This is a genomic window from Actinomyces israelii DSM 43320 (assembly GCF_000711965.1).
Lineage (GTDB): Bacteria > Actinomycetota > Actinomycetes > Actinomycetales > Actinomycetaceae > Actinomyces > Actinomyces israelii.
In genome coordinates this window covers 1-16,469 of record NZ_JONS01000063.1, presented here as the reverse complement: position 1 = coordinate 16,469, position 16,469 = coordinate 1, and the positions used below count along the sequence as shown (strand labels likewise).

Annotated in this window: 14 protein-coding genes; 4 read left to right on the top strand and 10 right to left on the bottom strand. The window is 67.4% G+C overall.

What is annotated here, in order from left to right; all coding sequences use genetic code 11:
* From O145_RS14135 to O145_RS14100, 10 genes are all read right to left on the bottom strand, one after another.
* Nucleotides 1-631, bottom strand: a 631-nt coding sequence (locus O145_RS14135; protein WP_458859324.1) for a response regulator, incomplete at its 3' end; no start/stop codon positions are given.
* 19 nt (nt 632-650) lie between these two features.
* A complete protein-coding gene (locus O145_RS14130; RefSeq protein ID WP_229118597.1) occupies nt 651-1,769 on the bottom strand; it encodes a sensor histidine kinase in 1,119 nt (372 codons plus the stop codon).
* Nucleotides 1,766-2,635 (bottom strand): ABC transporter permease, encoded by an 870-nt coding sequence (locus tag O145_RS14125; RefSeq protein WP_043564124.1) that lies wholly within the window; start codon nt 2,633-2,635, stop codon nt 1,766-1,768. Before O145_RS14125 ends, O145_RS14130 begins: the two co-directional genes overlap by 4 nt.
* 31 nt (nt 2,636-2,666) lie before the next feature.
* Entirely contained in the window at nt 2,667-3,272 is a 606-nt protein-coding gene (locus O145_RS14120) for an ABC transporter ATP-binding protein (protein ID WP_229118596.1), read from the bottom strand.
* Between the two features lie 311 nt (nt 3,273-3,583).
* Entirely contained in the window at nt 3,584-4,240 is a 657-nt protein-coding gene (locus O145_RS14115) for a hypothetical protein (RefSeq protein ID WP_156966802.1), read from the bottom strand.
* A 73-nt stretch (nt 4,241-4,313) separates the two neighbouring features.
* Nucleotides 4,314-5,006 carry an ABC transporter ATP-binding protein gene (locus O145_RS14110; protein ID WP_043564120.1) on the bottom strand — a complete coding sequence of 231 codons (693 nt, stop codon included), beginning with the start codon at nt 5,004-5,006 and terminating at the stop codon, nt 4,314-4,316.
* Between the two features lie 5 nt (nt 5,007-5,011).
* Nucleotides 5,012-5,755 (bottom strand): hypothetical protein, encoded by a 744-nt coding sequence (locus tag O145_RS18475; protein ID WP_156966801.1) that lies wholly within the window; start codon nt 5,753-5,755, stop codon nt 5,012-5,014.
* Nucleotides 5,756-5,777: 22 nt separating this feature from the next.
* Nucleotides 5,778-6,722, bottom strand: a complete 945-nt coding sequence (locus O145_RS17685; RefSeq protein ID WP_084682652.1) for a radical SAM protein — start codon at nt 6,720-6,722, stop codon at nt 5,778-5,780.
* Between the two features lie 112 nt (nt 6,723-6,834).
* Nucleotides 6,835-6,957, bottom strand: coding sequence for a hypothetical protein (locus O145_RS19665; RefSeq protein ID WP_267489941.1), 123 nt, complete (start codon nt 6,955-6,957; stop codon nt 6,835-6,837).
* A gap of 1,136 nt (nt 6,958-8,093) precedes the next feature.
* Nucleotides 8,094-9,020, bottom strand: coding sequence for a LysR family transcriptional regulator (locus O145_RS14100; RefSeq protein WP_043564115.1), 927 nt, complete (start codon nt 9,018-9,020; stop codon nt 8,094-8,096).
* Nucleotides 9,021-9,102: 82 nt separating this feature from the next.
* Here O145_RS14100 and O145_RS14095 point away from each other — a divergent pair, with 82 nt between their 5' ends.
* The 4 genes from O145_RS14095 to O145_RS14080 all read left to right on the top strand — a co-directional run.
* Entirely contained in the window at nt 9,103-10,173 is a 1,071-nt protein-coding gene (locus O145_RS14095) for a threonine ammonia-lyase (protein WP_084682651.1), read from the top strand.
* A 360-nt stretch (nt 10,174-10,533) separates the two neighbouring features.
* Nucleotides 10,534-10,791: a hypothetical protein gene (locus tag O145_RS14090; RefSeq protein ID WP_043564110.1), complete on the top strand. Its 258-nt coding sequence runs from the start codon at nt 10,534-10,536 to the stop codon at nt 10,789-10,791.
* Between the two features lie 65 nt (nt 10,792-10,856).
* The gene (locus O145_RS14085; protein WP_052375217.1) at nt 10,857-12,221 is read left to right on the top strand and encodes a serine hydrolase domain-containing protein; all 1,365 of its coding nucleotides are present in this window, start codon (nt 10,857-10,859) and stop codon (nt 12,219-12,221) included.
* Nucleotides 12,222-12,313: 92 nt separating this feature from the next.
* A partial coding sequence (locus O145_RS14080; RefSeq protein WP_156966800.1) for a non-ribosomal peptide synthetase occupies nt 12,314-16,469 on the top strand: 4,156 nt, incomplete at its 3' end.

The window sequence follows — 16,469 nt, the reverse complement described above, 5'->3', positions numbered from 1 at the left end:
CGCCGCGCGCGGCCCCCAGAAGGCGCGTCGCCACGGTCGGGCTCATCGCGCTGCGCCCCACGGCGGCGGCACGCACGGCCGCAAGGATGTCCTCGCGCGCCAAGTCCTTCAGCAGGTAGCCGATGGCGCCGGCCTCGACGGCGCGCAGAATGTCGCCGTCGGTGTCATAGGTGGTGAGGACCACCACCCGGGGGCTGGCAGTGGCGGCGGTGCTGTGCGCCGTGCCCGCCCCAGCCCCGCTGTGCGCCGTGCCCGCCCCAGCCCCGCTGTGCGCCGTGCCCGCCCCAGCCCCGCTGTGCGCCGTGCCCGCCCCAGCCCCGCCGTGCGCCGTGCCCGCCCCAGCCCCGCCGTGCGCCGTGCCCGCCCCAGAGGCGATCCGGCGCGCGGCCTCCACACCGTCGACGCCGGACATGCGTAGGTCCATGAGGACGACGTCGGGGGCGAGTTCGGCGACGAGCGCGACGGCCTGCTCCCCGTCGGCGGCCTCCCCCACCACCACGAGGTCCGCCTCGGAGGAGAGCATGCCGGCGATCCCGGAGCGCACCACCGGATGGTCGTCCACCACCAGGAGGCGGACCCGACGCGGGCCGAGATCGGTCGAGGACGTCGGAGAGAGGGCAGCAGTGCGCACAGAGGCATCCTGACCTCGATCACGGTTCCGACACGACCCCGCCCGTCAGACGGGTGGAGCGGATCGACCGTGAGCGTCCCGCCCAGGGCCTCCACGCGCGAGCGCATGCCGATGATCCCCGTCCTCTCCGGGCAGACCCGGGTGCCGACGCCGTCGTCGACGACAGTGACGACGAAGTGACGACGAGCTCGCGGCCCAGGCCGACGGCCTCCGCCCAGACGGCGACCTCGACGCGCTCAGCCCGGGCGTGACGGGCCACATTGCTCAGCCCCTCCTGGACGATGCGCAGGACCGCGACCTGCGCGGCCGGCGACGGCTCCGCGGACAGGCTCAGGTCGAGGACCGCGCTCAGCCCCCGCTCGCGCTGGGCGTCCACGAGGCGCCGCAGCGCCTGGGCGAGGTCACCGTCCCGCAGGGCGCTCGGCCCCTCGCCCGCGGTAAGTGCGCGGGCCTCGGCGAGATTGTCCCGGGCGATCGCCTCCAGCTGGGCCAGACGGGGGCCGACCGCCGCGGCCTCGCCGTCGTCGATCGCGCCGCGGGCGGCCTGCGCAATGGCGATGACGGAGATGAATCCCTGCGCCAGGGTGTCGTGAACCTCGCGGGCCCAGCGCTTGTGCTCGGCCGCGATCCCGGCGGCTCGCTCGGCGGCGGCGAGCTCGTCGCGGGCGCGAGCCAGCGCCGAGAGCACCCTCTCCCTGTCCGCAAGCGCCACAACGGCGTCGTAGCGGGCGATCTGGACCCAGGTCACCCACGTCCCGCTGACGAGGTTCACGAGGGTCATCACCGCGGCGGACAGCCACCAGCCCTCCACGCCCCTGACGAGGAGGACCGCCGCCAGACCTGCGCCGAAGACGACATGGGCCAGCACCGCCGCCCACAGCCTGCGGTGGACCAGCCACAGCAGCGGAAGGACGACGAAGAACAGGCCGCAGGCCCAGCTGGTGCGGGTCAGCAGCGCCAGGGTGCCAGCCGCCAGCGCCCAGGCCAGGGCGCGCCACGCCCATCCGGGCAGGCCGAGCCTGTCAAGGGGCGGGTGCACGCCCTTGAGTCCCCTGGTGCCGCGGAAGCCCCGGAGCACGAACCCGGCGAGCGTCTCCCCGGACGGGCGAGGGGAGGGCGCCGCCGTCTCGTCGGTCACCAATCCACCGGATCGCGGCGGGCGACGATGAAGGCGAGCACCACACCGCCCACGATCCAGGCGCCGATAACGGCCAGGCCCTTACCGGTCTCCCAGCTGCCGGTCGGGTCGGTGGCGGCGAAGAAGTCGGGCAGGAAGGCCTGGCGCATGAGCCCGGCCGACCAGCGCACCGGGAAGACCGAGAAGCCGTGGACCATCCAGGTGGGCAGCATGGACAGCGGCAGGAGGAGACCGGAGACGAACTGGAAGAGCATGATCGCCAGCAGCAGCGCGCCGACGGCGGCACCCGGGGAGGGGGACAGGCGGCCGAGGGCCAGGCCCAGGGGCGTGTAGGCGGCCACCGTGAGGACCAGGCCGCCGATGAACAGCCCCCAGGACCGCCCGTCGGCGGGCAGAGAGGCGCCCAGGGCGAGGCGGCCGGCAACCAGCAGGAGGAGGGCGCTGATCACGGCGAGAATGGTGTTGTAGACGCACTTGCCCGCCACGTAGGCCCAGGTGGGGGCGGGCAGGACGGCCAGGCGCCTGAGCTCGCCGCTCTCCCGCTCGCCGGCCACCGCGATGGCCAGGGTCAGCAGGCAGCACATGATGGTTCCGGTGCTGATCATGGCCGGCAGCATGTAGTCGGCGTAGCTGACGCCGGGGACGACGTCGTTCCTGAAGACGGCGCCGAAGATGAGCAGCATGAGCAGCGGGTAGAAGATGGTCATGATGAAGGCGACCGGCTCGCGCACGAAGGCGGTCAGGCTGGAGCGACTCAGGGCGGCGGCAATGGCGGGACCGGAGCCGGGCCGCTGCGGGCGATGTGCGGCGAGCGGGTGCCTGGCGCCGGTCGGCGCGGCGGGGGATGGCGGATTGGTGGTCGTCATGGAAAGGTCCTTCGGGCTCGGCGGGCTGCGCTCAGACGGTGTGGTAGCGGGAGACGAGGTCGAGGTAGTGGGTGGTCAGCAGCACGGTGGTGCCGTCGGCGCGCAGGCTCTTCACCAGGCTCCAGAGCTCGCGGCACGTCTCGGGGTCGAAGCCCGTGGCGGGCTCGTCCAGGAAGAGCAGGGCGGGGCGGCCGACGATGGCCATGCCGACGTCGAGGCGGCGGCGCCGGCCCACGGACAGGCGCGAGACGCGGGTGCGGGCGTCGTCGTCCAGGCCGACCTGCTCAATGGTGACGGCGACGTCGGCGGGTGCGGAGAAAAAGCGGGAGACATGGGTGACGGCCTCGGTGACGGACAGCTTCTCCATGTCCTTAGAGGACTGGGAGACGACGCCGATGCGGGCCCGCCAGGAGCGCGAGCCGTTCTGCGGGTCCTCCCCCAGGACGGACACGGAGCCAGCAACGCGGCGGCGCAGGCCCTGGAAGATCTCGACGGTGGTGGTCTCGCCCGCGCCGTTGGGCCCTAGGAGGGCCAGGACGGTGCCGGTGGGGACGTCGAGGTCTAGGCCCGTCAGGACGTGCTTGTCGCCGTAGGACTTGGTGAGGCCTCTGACCTGGATCGCAGGGGGATATGCCATGGGTCTCAATATTCGGGGACGGGCTGCGGCACCGGTAGCAACCGGTCGGATCACCCGGCTGTCCACCGATCGGTGGACAGCCGGCTCTCCGAACCGCAGCACCGCCCCCCCCCGACACCCACAACCCACCCACCAACCGCTCATCGCCGCTTGACATACAAGATAGGAGACGTCTCCCTCACCCATCCGATGAGAATTCGAGAGCAGCGCCGACCTCTGGCCTCACGCGCAAACCCGCTGCGCTTGTGACGGGCTTCGGTATCGTCCGCGCCGGTCCGCGCTGCCGCCGTACACGGCCCTCTGCCGGTCTGTCACAGTTCGATGTAATTCACGCCACGGCCCGCTTGGAACCTGGCAGCGGTCCAGAGGACGAGCCCGAAAACTATATTCGTGGCGATGAAGGGCCAGCAGAGCCGTTCCGGGTCATGAACGCCCAGAGCCGAGATGGGGATGAGTCCGGAGAAGACGTTGACGACATCGGCGTCACTCCCGGCACCGATGATCCAGCTCTCCACACCGAAATGTCGTACGAGCATCACTGCGCACATGCCGGACAGCACCGCCTGCAGCGCCGTGACTGACGCCCAGCAAACGATACGCATGGCGCCCCTGCCGCGAACAAGCTTTGCCGAGTACGTCAAGGCTGACACCATGCCGAACCCGACGAACAGGGACGTCAGGTAGCCAGCTCCCTCGAGGAGCACCGACGGCCAACCGCGAGTCGTCTCGTGCCACGCGGGGATACTGGTCACCACGTACCCGGCAACCAGGTACCCCGACATGACTGTGCAGGACATTAAGAGTGTGCGGAACCGAGAGGTTGGGGACAAAAGGAGCAGCCGGTCGTTACCGAGACCGATCACCCCGACCACATAGTCCAGCGCGTACACGGTCATGGCAACCATCAGCAGCATCACCCCGATTCCGTGAACCTGCTTCGCAGCCAGGTGATCGGAGAAGAGCCTCACCACCACCAGGATGCAGGATGCGCCCACAAGAGGCGCTAGGACCCTGCCGTGCCGAAGCACAGCCAACCGCCAGTCACTCATAACTGCTCACCACCCTCTTGTATGCCTGCTCGAGATCGCCATCGCCCTGCCGGCGGACCTCCTCCACTGTGCCCAGGGCGAGCAACCGCCCGTCCGAGATCATCATCACCCTGTCAAATATCCGTTCAACGCCCTGAATAAGATGGGTGCTCAAGAGAACCGGCGCTCCATCGGAGCGCGAGACCCTGATTATCTCCAGGAGCCTGTCACGAGTCAACGGGTCCACCCCCGCCAGCGGCTCATCAAGAACATAGATGCGAGGAGCCCTCGCCATGATCAGCGCCAGATGCAGCCGCTCCAACATCCCCTTGGACAACTCGCCTACGCGTCTCCTCATGGTAACATTTGACCCTTCCAGGAAGTGCTCAAACACCGCCTTCCTGAAGTCGGCGTGGCGACTGGCGAACAGCATCATGGCCTGCTCAACCGACAACCACCGGTAGAGGAAGGGCTTATCTGGCAGATAGGCGATGTCTTTCCGGCTCGGAACCACCGCCTCACCCTCGTACCTGTTGATGTCTCCGCAGAGCACTCTCATAGTCGTCGTCTTTCCGGCCCCATTAGGCCCGAACAGACCGACGACTCCGAAGTCCGCCAGCAGGTCGAAGCTCAGACGTCGAATCGCCTCGAATCGCCCGTAACGAACACTCATCGACCTGAACGACACGACAGGGCTATCAACCATCTGTCCTACCTCCTAGGAAAAAGCAGTCGGGCGAACAAAATCACCAGAAAGCAGATCGAGATCACTTTCACAGCCACAGCGACACGATCAAAGTCTACTCTGCGCCTGGCCTCCGGATGGTCAATAATGACCATCAAGGCCTTCTGTCCGTCCGAATTCAATATCGGCATGAGATTCAACATGATCATCAATATAAATGAGCATCCTATGTAGCGCCGCACATCCCCTCCCGGCCCCGTCGGGCAATAAAATACGAACCACAGGGCGGTCGCAGCATTTATCCAGATTCCTGCCGTGTGACAGAAGACTCGTTCCGCAGGACTCAGCAAAAGCACTTGATTCATTCGCACATAGACGGCGGGCAGCACGTAGTAGTTCAACTTGAGTCCCACGCGGCTCGGTTTTCTCCCGCACACCCTCATCGCCCCGATGTGAGCGGCTTCGTGAACTGCGAGATTGGCAATGATGAATGCGAGCATGGCGATCGACGAGCCAAGATCAGGCCGCACGCGCGGTTGTCGGAAGAACCACGTCGCATCCATGCACACGAATACGCCCAACGACACGAAGAACAAACCAAGTGCCCAATTTGGAACAGCAGGTGCCACCGACCTCCACGGAATACTCTGCTCGGCGAGCTCCTCGGCCCCAACAGAGTAGTACCGGTCGAACCGACGATCATGAACCGTTGCGCGCCTGCCGAAACAGACGATCTCGCACGAACCGTCGACGTACCGCTTGCCACTCATCGTCCGGCCCCAGCTCTCGCCATCACTTCCTCTTCATAGTTTGCGCGATACCGCTCAAACTCCGGGCGGAGCATGCGAAGATGCTCGGAATTTGAGAATATCTCGCAGCACAAGTGGCAGGAGTCGACGACCGAAATGGTTTTTGAAATCGCTCGACCCCGGCTGAGCCAAGACGATCAACGAACCAACCGAGACCTTCTCGTGTCATGATTCTGAATATCAGGTTGTTCTCAATCCTCCGACTCCCCTCGTCGATACTGAGATCGGATGCGGCTCCGATAGACAGAGCGCTATTCATCACACCGGTCGAGCAGCACGGATACGCTCGGTCGTCGCTGGAGAATAGTAGAACCTGACCGGGGCACCTCAAGCCTTTATCGTCAGAATACCTGCGGTAAACTATCTCATCATCCGGGAGTGCCGCCGCAGAACCGACGGGCGACACGGAGGAGCGAGTGACCTGAACGCCTTCCAACAGTTCCTTCAATTCGGCAAGTATGCCATCGGATGAGTTCGAGCGCGACTCGCACATATTAATTGCCATGCGAATAGACGGCACTTCATGACGCGCCATGAGCACATTCTTCACGCGCCCTATCTTAATATAGGGGAGGTGAAACTCGTCTGCACTGATCGTCAGTTTTGACAGCCCGGCGTCCGCCAGCTCCCGAAGTCTGATTACGGCTATTTTGGGGGTGATCGCCCAAAATGCATTCAACACGAGAGTCATTACTTTTCCCGCTCGAGACACTCTGGCAATCAGATCGAGCATAAAGGCGCGCCGAAGGAGAGCCTCGCCGCCAGTGAATGAAATCACCTCGATGTCTTCAGAGTCAATCGTCTCGTCCACAAGACGATTCACCGTCTCGTCAGTCAGTCTTCTTCCGTCCGAAGGCGACGAGGAAACACAGCAATGCGCACATCGAGCATTGCATCGCATGTGCGGCGCAATAATTACCTGCTTCATGGGCACTCATTTTCGTCGGTCAAACTCGCTCGGGCGAGAGGCTCACTCGGGTGCGCGTGCATGCAGAACGGCTTCCAACCGTTCGGCTGACCCGCAACCGAGCGGGCCGTCCTCACCATCCGGCAACAACCCAGTTACTGCCGACCATAAACCAACCAAGATCATCGCTGTCTGCAAGCTCAACGACCTTGTCGTCCTTGTCGTCCAGCAGCAGAGTATCCAGCATCTCAACCATATTTTTTCGCCTCCCTTCGAGTCTCTATAAACATTAAGAATAACTCAAGAAGCACTCTAAGCACTCTCCGCGCCCGCCGTTGAGTCAGTTGCACGAGCCCGAAGTCAGCGCAACTGCATTATGGGCCCGAAGCCGTCGCCGCCGATGATGGTCCGATCGTTCTCATGCCACGATGCGAGGCCTTAGGAGGGGCGGCGATGGAGTATACCGCTATCACTGTGCCAACCCGGCCCGGGCCTCACCTTTGTGAGTGGGGACCGCAGCCGCTCCCGCCCATTTCTCTTCTGCCCACCCCGGATGAATCGCTTGAATGCCATCAATGACTCGGCGCCTGCGCGCCCGGCCCCTGCCACAAAATAGCGCAGCAGACCTCGGCAACGAGCACATATGCCACCGCTCTCCCGCAGCGCTGGCGAATCAGCCCGCAGGAGGCGGGACAGCGCCAAGGGGCTCGTCAACGAGCGCCTCTGGATCGTCGATAAAAGTAGGGATCCTTCTGGTGGAACTCTGGGTAGACGACATTGTCCATTGTGGGATCACCTCAATAATAATGCCGCACCAAGGCAGGCCCGTGCGACTCAGGGGAAACTCAGGAAGCGAGCGGCCTGCAACGCTGCAAGTTTATGAAGGGCAAGCCGAATCGTCAATAGGCCTTTAGGCCCAATGCTGTTCAAGCGGATGAATGACGGTATCGAGCCGCCGAGCGGCGCACCTGAATGCGATGGCCTGAGCGGCGGTCACCCGGCCCGGCGAGGGCGGCCGCCTTGCGGGGCGGCGGGGCAGGGACCGGCAGAGTGGACTGCCGGGTGTGTTGCGGACTGCTTTGAAGGTTGTGCTTCAGGCTGTTCGTCTTGTTCCTCGGTGCTCCTCCCGGGCCTTGCCCTGTGTCCGGCGCCCCAGGGCCGGGCGGGGTATCAGAGCGGTGACTGTGCTGCAGGTCGGTCCCCGACGAGGCGGTGACACATCCCGGGGATGTACGCCGGCTGCGGCGGCCTCCTGGAAAGGATCCGCGACGTCGGGACCATGCGCCGTTAGGTGGTCGATCTGCCCATGGTGCGGGCTCGTGCGACCAGGCACCGGATCGTGGTGCGCCGCTGTTCGGAGCAAGCGGGAAGAGGAGAGCCAGCCCCGCGGAATCAGCCGCAGGGCGCCACTGCGAGGGTCCGCACCGCGGGCCGGGAGATGTCCGCCCGCTGCGCGGCCGTGCGGCAGGCTTCGACAAGCACGTCGATGACGGCGGGGCGCGGCCGCTCCGCCCGCGTGACGATCTCGACCCGGCGGTGCTCGCGGGCCAGCGGGCGCACCTCCACCGCCGGGTGCCGGTAGGCGCTCAGCGCCATCCCGGGCAGCAGCGCCGCCCCCACGCCGGCGGCCACCAGGGCCTGGACGGCCACGTAGTCGTCGCTGGCGTAGGCGGCCTCGGGCGTGAACCCGTTGGCCCGCCCCACGGCGATCAGCTCCTCGTGGCAGCGCGCGCAGCCGGTCACCCAGCGGCACCGCGCGCCCTCGCTGATGTCCGCGATGCCCGTAATGCCACGGGCGTCGGTGATGAGGTAGAGGACGTCGTCGAGCAGGCGGACCGCCTGGAGCCCCGGGCCGGCGTCGTCGTCGATGTAGGAGAAGGACAGGGCGGCGTCCACCCGCCCGCGGCGCAGGGCGTCCAGGGCCTCGGGCGGCTCGGCGTCGACGAGCTCGACCTCCAGGCCCGGGCGGCGGCGGGAGACGACGTCGAGGACGTCCGGGACCAGGGAGGCCACCGCCGACGGGAAAGCGGCCAGGCGGATGCGCCCCGCCTCCGCTCGGGCCATGGCCACCGCCTCGCGCTCTGTGCGCTCCAGCAGGTCGACCACCTCCTGGCCGCGGGCGGCCAGCGCCCGCCCCTCCTCGGTCAGGCGCACGCCGCGCCCCGCCCGGGTCAGCAGGACGGCGCCGGTGGCCCGCGACAGGGCGGCGAGCTGGTGGGAGACGGTGGACTGGCTGTAGCCCAGGGCCTTGGCGGCGGCCGAGACGGTCCCGCGGCGGGAGAGCTCGACCAGGGCCCGCAGCTGCTGTACATCGATCACGACACCTAGTATGCCTCAAATCGATGAGTATTGAGAAAAACATTCATTGGACCGATAGGCGGGTGGCGGCGAGCATGGTGGCATGACTGCTTCTGCCGCGCCCGCTGCGCCTACTGCGCCTGCCGCACCCACGACCCCCGCCTCCGGCCCGGACGGCCTCGACTTCGACGCCGTCGTGCGCACCCTGGAGATCATCTCGGCGGTCCTGCCCGAGACCCCCGCCTGGTCCTACTCGCTGCTCAACGCGGCAACCGGGGCCGACGTCGTCGTCAAGCACGAGAACGTCCAGCCGACCGGGGCCTTCAAGGTGCGCGGCGGGGTGGCGCTCATGGCGGCCCTGAGCCAGGAGGAGCGGCGCCGCGGCGTGGTCACCGCCTCCACGGGCAACCACGCCCAGTCCCTGGCCTGGGCGGGGGCGCGCCGGGGGGCGCCGGTGACCGTCGTCGTGCCCGACGGCGCCCCGGCCCGCAAGATCGCCGCCGTCCGCGCCCTGGGCGCCCGGGTGGTCGTCGAGGGCGACACCATGTGCGACTCGCTCGCCCACGCGGGGCGCCTCGCCGCCGCGGAGGGGATGCGCCTGGTCTCCCCTGGCGACGAGCCGGCGATCGTGCTCGGGCACGCCACCGTCTACCTGGAACTCTTCCGCCGCCACCGCGACCTGAAGGCCGTCTACGTGCCGGTCGGCTCCGGGTCCGGGGCGGCGGGGGCGTGCCTGGTGCGCGACGCCGTGGCGCCCGGCTGCCGGATCGTCGGAGTGCAGTCCGCCGCCGCGTCGGCTGCGCACCGCGCCTGGCGGACCGGACAGAGCGCGAGCGTCCCCAGCCGTACGCGGGTCGCGGGCCTGGCGGTGGGGACGAGTTTCGCGCTGACCCAGTCGGTCCTGCGCCACGGCCTGGACGACTTCATCCTGGTTGACGACGCCGACATCCTGGAGGCCGTGCGGCTCATGTGCACCCACGCCCACACCCTGGCAGAGGGAGCCGGGGCCGCGGGCCTGGCCGGGCTCATGGCCGACTCCGCGCCCGGCTCCGGTCCCGGCTCCGAGTGCGGCGGCCCCTGCGCCGTCGTGTGCACCGGAGGCAACGCCGACGACGACGAGCTCGCCGGGCTCTCCGGGACTGCCGGACCCTCCCGCCCGCAGGCAGCCGCCTGAGGGGCGCCATTCGGGCAGGCCGGCCGGGGCGAGGTCAAGGGCGATGGGCGGCGAAGGGCCGCCCGCCTCCGAGCTCCGACTCGCCGGCGGCCGGCGATGGGCGGCCGGCGACTCGTGCGCTCCGATGATCGTCCAGCGGCGCACCGGACACGCCCCGGGACCGACGTCCCTTGACGCGTAGCGCCCGCCGCCAGGCCGCCACGCGCGCCGCCGGCACCGATCACCGGCTCATACAACTTCTACAACTTCGCATCAGGGTCTAGACAGAATGCGTAGTCGGCAGTAGAGTCACCGTGGGTCCTGAACCTAGTACCCTGCATCGGTCTTCCCTGCACTCGTCGCTCAGGATAAGGGTGAGTAATGACTAACCGCTACCAGATCAGTGACAGCCCCGAGGAACAAGCGAGCAACAAGGTCTTTGTAGCGCCGACGCGCAAGGCCGGGATGAGTGCCTACCGGGCAGTCCTGTGGGCACTCGTCGTCACCTTGGCCATCATGAATGGTTTATCGACGGCCATCGGCCTGAACTTCCTGGTCAGTGCGGCCTTCGGCGGGCTCACGGTGGTCTGCATCGCGCTCCTGGTCGGAGACTACCTGAAGAAGAACCGCGAACGCTAGAGAGGCGCTGCCGCCCGGAGAGTATCGGATCATAGTTGATTCTGAAAAGACAAGGAGATTCCCTGGTGCTTCGCGCCCTGCCCGCCCTGTTCGATCAGCTTGCCACTCACAATCATGTGCCTGGCGCACAGTTCACTCTCTACCACGACGGAAGGCTCCTCGAGCTTGTCGCCGGCGTGGAGCATCTTCATCGAAGAACCCCTGTGACATCACGCTCGCGTTTCGCACTCGGCTCGGTGTCAAAGGTCATAACGGCAGCAGTCGTGATGCAGCTGCTCGAGGACGGCGACGTCGACCTGGACGCCCCTGTGGCGCGGTTCCTCCCCCGAGCCCTGGCCGGCCATGCCACCGCCGGCGCCATCACCCTGCGACAGCTGCTGAGCCACACGTCGGGCCTGGTCGCCGATCATATCGATGGCGCCGAGACGCCGGACTCCTCGCTTCGCAAGCAGGCCGCCTCAGTACTCGCCGAAGACCTTGTAAGCCGGCCGGGCAGCACCTTCTCGTACTCCAACAGCGGCTACTCGCTCGTCGGGTACGTGATTGAGGCCGTAGCCGGCCGGTCGTGGTGGGATACCATGCAGTCCTACTTGTTCGATCCGTGCGATCTGGACCTCGCGTTCATCGGCGACCCCCGCGATGGGGCCCAGCAGGCATCGGTCGTCACCGGTCACGCCGTTGACTCCTCCTCCGGTGCCGCCGTCCCGGTGGACTTCTACTGCGAGCACACCATGGCACCCGCCGGCGGGCTCGCGGCGAGCGCCTCCACGCTTGTGAGCTTCGCCCGCTCGTTCATGGTCTCGTCCGACCGCCGCGCGGACGAGCCGGTGGCCGATATAAAGACGCTGAAGCACATGTGGTCTCCAGTGCCAGGGGCGTCGCCCTTCGGCCTGGCGGACGGCTGGGGCGCCGGATGGGCCCTGTACCGGCGTGACGACCGCGTCTGGGCGGGGCATGACGGCACCCTCGACGGCGGCACCTGCCACATGCGGCTCGATCCCAGCGGCGGAACGGCTCTTGCGCTCACCACCAACTCAACAACGGGACTCGTGATGTGGTCCCAGCTGGTCGATGCGCTCGACAGTCTCGGACTGCACGTCGGCAGCTACCGGATGCCCGACCTCGCCGCCCGCCCGGGGCCCGCTCCGGCCGGCCTTGACATCAGCGGGCACTACACCAATGGCGACCTCGCCATCACCGTCCTCCCCGTCCAGGGCGAGGGCTACCGGATGAATATGCCGAACGGCCTTCACGGCACCATCGCCCTCTGCGACGACCTGCGTTTCAGCGTGCAGGTCGGCAAGCTGGGGAACATGAATTTCATGGGCCGGTTCGACACCGACCCGGACGACGGCTCCATAATCGGGGCCCTCGAGTACAACGGCCGTCGCCTGCGTCGCACATCCGGACTAAGCTCAGCACACGTCTGATCCTCTTTCTTCAGCCCGCCGGTCACCGCGTCTTCTTCTCATACTCCCTGACCTTTTTCTACCTCCAAGCCCAACCCGACGAGGGACTCAATATGTTTACCCCTGACACCCCGCTCACCTACTGCGAGATTCTGAGCCGCACGACTAAGCGCTATCCGGACTCTGTCGCGATCGAGACGCGGGACGAGCGACTCACCTACACGGAGCTGACGGAACAGGTCGTGCGTCGCGCGCGCTGTCTGGCTGCGGCGGGGGTGCGTCGAGGCGATATCGTCGGTATTTGTCTGCCGCGCGGCGCCGAAATGGTGGTGAGTCAGCTGGCCGTAATGCACGCCGGCGCCGCCTACTTGCCGCTTGACCCGAGCTATCCCGCCGAGCGGCTGGCGTATATGGTGAGGGACTCCCGCACAATGACTGTGCTCGTCAACGCCGAGACCGAGAGCAGAATTCCAACGAACGTGCGGCGCCTCGATGTGGACGCCCTGCCCAAGGCGGAGGCCGAGCCCGAGCGGCCCGAGGTCCACGACCTGGCCTACGTCATCTACACATCGGGGTCCACGGGCAGGCCCAAGGGCGTGATGGTCACGCACGCCGGCTTCACCACCATGATCGACGCCCAGCAGCGCCATATGCTGGTCAATGCCGCCTCGCGCGTGCTGCAATTCGCCTCACCGAGCTTCGACGCGTCGGTGTTCGAAATGTCCATGGCCCTCGGCACGGGCGCTTGCCTCGTAATTCCACATCGCGAGGACATGGTGGGAGACAGTCTCGTCACTACGCTGAAGCACGCTCGTATCACGCACGCGACCCTGCCCCCCGCGGTCCTGCCGGGCCTGTCGCCGGAGAATCTTGACGACCTCGAGTGTCTAACCGTCGCGGGCGAAGCCTGCCCCGGCCCGATCGTCGACATCTGGTCTCGCGGGCGGCGCATGGTGAATGCCTACGGACCGACCGAGACGACGGTGTGGGCAACGGCCAGCGGCGCGCTGTCGGGAGCAGGCACGCCTCCGATCGGAACCGCGCTTGAAGGCACCCGCGTCCTCGTGCTCGACGACGAGCTGCGCCCCGTGGGCCCCGGCGGCACGGGGGAGCTCTACATCTCCGGACCCGGCCTCGCCCGCGGCTACCACAACCGCCCTGCTCTGACCGCCTCGCGCTTCGTCGCGGAGCCGGGAGGCGCTCCGGGCAGTCGCATGTACCGCACGGGCGACGTCGCCCAGGTTCTTCCCGATGGCCAGCTCGAGTTCCGCGGCCGCAGTGACGATCAGGTCAAGCTCCGAGGCTTCCGTATCGAACTGGGAGAGATCGAGTCCGCGCTGCTCGACATCCCGGGTATCGGGCAGGCCGCAGCGCTCGTGCGCGACGACGGCGCCGTGCGTCGTCTAGTGGCCTATGCGGTGCCGGAGCAGGGCGCGTCCCTTCCCCCATCAGAGGACATACTTGCTCGACTCGCAACCGATCTGCCCGCGCACATGGTGCCGGCCGTCGTCGTCACCCTACCGGAAATTCCACTCACGCCGAACGGGAAAGTGGATCGTAAGGCGCTGCCGTCCCCCGAAGACGTCGCACCGCAGCCGGAATACGTGGCCCCGCGCAATGAGGTTGAGGAGACCGTCGCAGCCGCGTTCGCCGAGCTCCTCGGCGTCGAGCGCGCAGGCATGGACGCCGACTTCTTCCAGCTGGGCGGCGATTCGATCCTGGCCGTCCGCCTCGTCTCACGTCTGGAGAGACTCTTCGACGTGGTGCTGGGCCGGCGCAGCGTCTTCACGAACCGGACACCCGCGGCTCTTGCCAGGACAGTGGCAGAGGCGAGCACGGCGCACGCCCTGCGCCGGGTCGACCGGGGCGCGCCGCTGCCCCTCTCCGCCGCACAGCGTCGGATGTGGTTCCTGTACCAGCACGACCGGATGAGCGCCGAGTACTACACGGGCGCGGCCTACCGGCTGGACGGGCCTTTGTCCGTGGAGGCTCTGGGCAGGGCCCTCTCCGCCGTCCAGTCAAGGCACGAGGCCCTCCGCACCTGTTACGCGAACTCCGACGACGGCCCGGTCCAGATCATCGCGGAGCCGTCCGCAGGCGCTTCCCTGCTGCGAACGGTGGACCTGAGGACGCCATCGGAGGCGGGCCGCGACGAGGATCTGCGGCTCGCGCTGACCGAGGAGGTCGAGCGTCCCTTCGATCTTCAGCACGGCAGCCCCTTCCGCGCGCTCCTGGTGCATCTCGACGAGGATCAGCACATCCTCGTTCTCAGCGCCCATCACATCGCGTGCGACGGGTGGTCCCTGGACATCGTCATTCACGACCTCGGATGCGCCTACGCCTGCGGCGCGACAGCGGCAGTCGATGCGGACCGCTCGGCGGCCCGCATCGACTACGCCGACTACGCCGTGTGGGACGGCGGCCGTTGGACTGCCGAGGTTCTTGAGAAGCGCCGGGCCTTCTGGCGCAGCGAGCTGGAGGACCTCCCCCCGCTGGGCATCCCAACCGACCGCCCGCGTCCCGCAGTCCGCTCCCACGCCGGCTCCGTCCTGCGAGTCGACCTCGGTCGGGAGACAACGGACCTGCTCACCATCGCCGCCCGGCGCCACGGCATGACGCTTTTCACCCTGCTGGCCACCGCCACGCACCTGGCTCTGGCCGCGGCGTCAGGCTCTTGCGACGTCGCGGTCGGCGTGGCATCCGCTGGGCGCGACCACCACGACCTCGACGACGTGGTCGGCTTCTTCGTGAATCCCGTCGTCGTTCGTTCTGCGATCGAGTACGACGACAGCCTCGGCAAGCTGCTGACCAAGACAGACGCCCGTATCCGTCGGGCCCTGGACAACGAGCTGCCCTTCGAGCTCGTCGTCGAGGCAGTCCGCCCGGACCGGGATCCGTCGCGCAGCCCGATCGTGCAGGCCCTGATGGTGCTGCAGAACGCCCACACCGGCAAGCTGAAGCTGCCGGGGCTGGAGGTGTCGTCGCTGCCCCTGCCCAGGACCAGCGCCCTGTTCGACGTGGTACTGGAGTTCGCGGTGGACGACGGCTCTCTGCACCTGTCGGTGGAGTACAGCACTGCTCTTTACACGCGGAGCCGCATGAATGAGCTCGTCGAGTCTCTGCGCGCCTGCGCCATCGCCCTGGCGGAGTCGCCTCGCCTCCGGGTGCACGACCTCGACCTGCTCCCGCCGAAGGAGCTGGCCCGGCTCGACCGCTGGGAGGGTCGGGACGCCACGACGCCTCAGCGCTCGGTGGTGGACGTCCTGCTCGAGCAGGCGTCGCGCCGCCCTGATGCCGTGGCCCTTGACGGCCCCGGGGGCACCGCGACCTACGCGGAGCTGGTCCGCCGTGCCGCCACGCTCAGCAACCGGATCCTGGGAGCGGGCGCCACCCAGGAGCAGCCGGTGCTGATCATAATGGAGCGCGGCAACGACGTCATCATCGCCATGGCGGCCATCCTCATGGCCGGGTGCGCCTACGTCCCGATCCATCCCGACGATCCCGAGGAGCGGGTGCAGCGCATCGCGGCAGAGGCGGGCGCCGCCCTGGCGGTCGCCGATGCTTCCAGCGCATGCCGCATTCCGGAAGGAGTCACCGCGCTGTCCACCGACACGGGGGCGGACGCGGCGGAGGTCGACACGAGTCTCGTCCTGCATCGGTCCGACCGTCCCGGCGGCCTGGCCTACGTCATGTTCACCTCGGGCTCGACCGGCCGCCCCAAGGGCGTCTGCGTGGACCAGCAGAGCATTGTCCGGCTGGCCGAGGACTCTCGCTGGCAGGGCCACGACCGGGTGCTGTTCCACTCGTCGCACGCGTTCGACGCGGTGACCTACGAGATCTGGGTCCCGCTGCTGAATGGCGGCACCGTGGTGGTCGCCGGTCCGGAGCGCCTCGACGCCGGCGGGTTCGGCGCTGTTGTGCGGGGCTACGACGTTACCTCGGCCTTCCTCACCTCCGCCCTGTTCAACCTCTATGCAACGCAGGACGCGACCTGCTTCACCAGTCTCCGCCACCTTATGACGGGCGGCGAGGCCGCCAACCCGGCGAGCTTCAATGCGGTCCGGCGTCTGTGCCCCGACACCCTCGTGTCGAACATATACGGGCCGACGGAGACGACCACCTTCGCCACCATGCAGCCGCTGCCCGGCTGCGACCCCGTGCCCGCAGTCGTTCCCATCGGTGTTCCGTTGGATGGTGTGGTGGCGCGTGTGCTGGATGGGGCGTTGCGTCGGGTTCCGGTGGGGTGTGTGGGTGAGCTGTATCTGGGTG

Coding starts and splice junctions, on each gene's coding strand:
- O145_RS14125 (WP_043564124.1), bottom strand. CDS start 2,635: ATGACGACCACCAATCCGCCATCCCCCGCCGCGCCGACCGGCGCCAGG.
- O145_RS14120 (WP_229118596.1), bottom strand. CDS start 3,272: ATGGCATATCCCCCTGCGATCCAGGTCAGAGGCCTCACCAAGTCCTAC.
- O145_RS14110 (WP_043564120.1), bottom strand. CDS start 5,006: ATGGTTGATAGCCCTGTCGTGTCGTTCAGGTCGATGAGTGTTCGTTAC.
- O145_RS18475 (WP_156966801.1), bottom strand. CDS start 5,755: ATGAGTGGCAAGCGGTACGTCGACGGTTCGTGCGAGATCGTCTGTTTC.
- O145_RS17685 (WP_084682652.1), bottom strand. CDS start 6,722: ATGAAGCAGGTAATTATTGCGCCGCACATGCGATGCAATGCTCGATGT.
- O145_RS19665 (WP_267489941.1), bottom strand. CDS start 6,957: ATGGTTGAGATGCTGGATACTCTGCTGCTGGACGACAAGGACGACAAG.
- O145_RS14095 (WP_084682651.1), top strand. CDS start 9,103: ATGACTGCTTCTGCCGCGCCCGCTGCGCCTACTGCGCCTGCCGCACCC.
- O145_RS14090 (WP_043564110.1), top strand. CDS start 10,534: ATGACTAACCGCTACCAGATCAGTGACAGCCCCGAGGAACAAGCGAGC.